Annotated in this window: 1 protein-coding gene; it reads right to left on the reverse strand. The window is 65.3% G+C overall.

Going from position 1 to position 1,809, the window contains the following annotated elements; all coding sequences use genetic code 11:
• Positions 1 to 9 precede the first annotated feature (9 nt).
• Positions 10 to 1,809, reverse strand: a 1,800-nt coding sequence (locus VF794_RS33950) for a long-chain fatty acid--CoA ligase (RefSeq protein WP_331117272.1), incomplete at its 5' end; no start/stop codon positions are given.

The raw sequence follows: 1,809 nt of genomic DNA on the forward strand, positions 1-1,809 counted from the left end.
TCACGAGGCTCAGGCGGCGCGCGTCTCGCCGCTCTTCTCGGCCTCGCGGTAGAGCTCCTCCACCGCCTCGTTGTACTTCTTGAGCACGCTGCGGCGCTTGAGCTTCAGCGACGCCGTCAGCATGTCGTTGGCGGTGGAGAAGTCCTCGCTGATGAGCAGGAAGCGCTGGGGCTTCTCGTAGCCCTTCGCCGCGTCCTTGCAGAACTCGTTGATCTGCTCGCGGTAGAGCTGCTGCACCTCCTCGCGCTTGAGCAGCTCGGGGATGGAGCTGGTGTCCAGGCCCTTCTCGGCCGCCCACTTCTTCAGCGAGTCCATGTCCGGGACGATGATGGCCACGTTGAAGGGCTTGTTCTGCCCGTGCAGCATCACGTTGGCGACGAAGGGCGAGAGCTGGATGGCCTGCTCGATGGGCACCGGCACCACGTACTTGCCGTTCTCCAGCTTGTACTGCTCCTTGATGCGGCCGGTGATCCACACGTACCCGTCGTCATCCACCACGCCCATGTCGCCGGTCTTGAAGCCGCCGTCGGCGGTGAAGACCTTCGCGTTCTCGTCGGGCAGGTTGTAGTAGCCCGCCATCACGTTGTGGCCGTAGACGACGATCTCCCCCTGCTTGGGATCGCCCGTCTCGGAGCGGTCGATCGTCACGCGCGTGTCGGGGATGGCCTTGCCCACCGAGCCGATCTTCCGGTTGCCGGGGAAGTTGGCGGTGGCGATGGGGGACGTCTCGGTGAGGCCGTAGCCCTCGTAGACGGTGATGCCGAGGTTGTCGATGAACTCCGCCACCTCGCGCGAGATGGCCGCGGCGCCGCTGAAGGCGTACTTCAGCCGGCCGCCGAAGCGGGCGCGCACCTTGGAGAAGACGACCTTGTCGAAGAAGGCGTGCTGGAGGTCCAGCAGCGCGCTGCTCTGCTTCTTGTCGGCCAGCTCCCGACGCTGTTTGGCCACTTCCAGGCCACGCGCGAAGAGCATGCGCTTGACGGGGGACTCGGAGGCCATGCGCTTCTGGAGCCCGTCATAGATGCGGTTGAAGATGCGCGGCACCGAGAAGAGCAGCGTGGGCTGCACCTCGGAGAGGTTGTCGACGATCTTCTCCACGCCCTCGGCGATGCCCATGGAGGCGCCCATGGAGAAGAGGCCGTTGAGTTCGACGTTCTGCCCGAAGGAGTGCGCCCACGGCAGGAAGGACAGCGAGCGGTCCTCCTGGTTCATGGGGAAGATCTCGTGGATGGCGACCACGTTGCGCGCCAGGTTCGAGTGCGTGAGCATCACGCCCTTGGGATTGCCGGTGGTGCCCGAGGTGTAGATGAGGCCGGCCAGGTCCGAGGGCTTGGGCTGGGTGACGGGGCAGGGCGTCTCGGCGCCGCGGCGCAGCAGGCACGCGATGCTGTCCGTCTCGTGCTCGGTGCCGGTGAAGCGGATGATGTGCTCGAGCTTGGGCAGCTCCGGCTTGAGCGCCTTGAGCTTGTTGGCGATGGCGTCGGTGGCACCGAACACCACCTTGGCGCCACAGTCGTTGAGGATGTACTGCCACTCCTTGTCGAGCTGCGCCTCGTACATGGGGACATAGGCGGCCCCCAGCGTGTAACAGGCGTAGGCGCCCACCGCCCACTCGTGGCGGTTGTTGGCGATGACGGCCACGCGGTCACCGTGCGTCACTCCCAGCTGGGCCAGACCACCGCGCAGGTCATCCACCAGCTGACCGAACTTCGCGTACGTCATCCACGTCCATTGACCGTTCTTCTTCTCGCCGAAGAGCGGCCTGGGACCAAAGCTGCGCGTGCTGTTCTGAAAGATGTCGACCAGCGT

Origin of the sequence: Archangium sp. (genome assembly GCF_036389735.1) — a bacterium.
GTDB lineage: Bacteria > Myxococcota > Myxococcia > Myxococcales > Myxococcaceae > Archangium.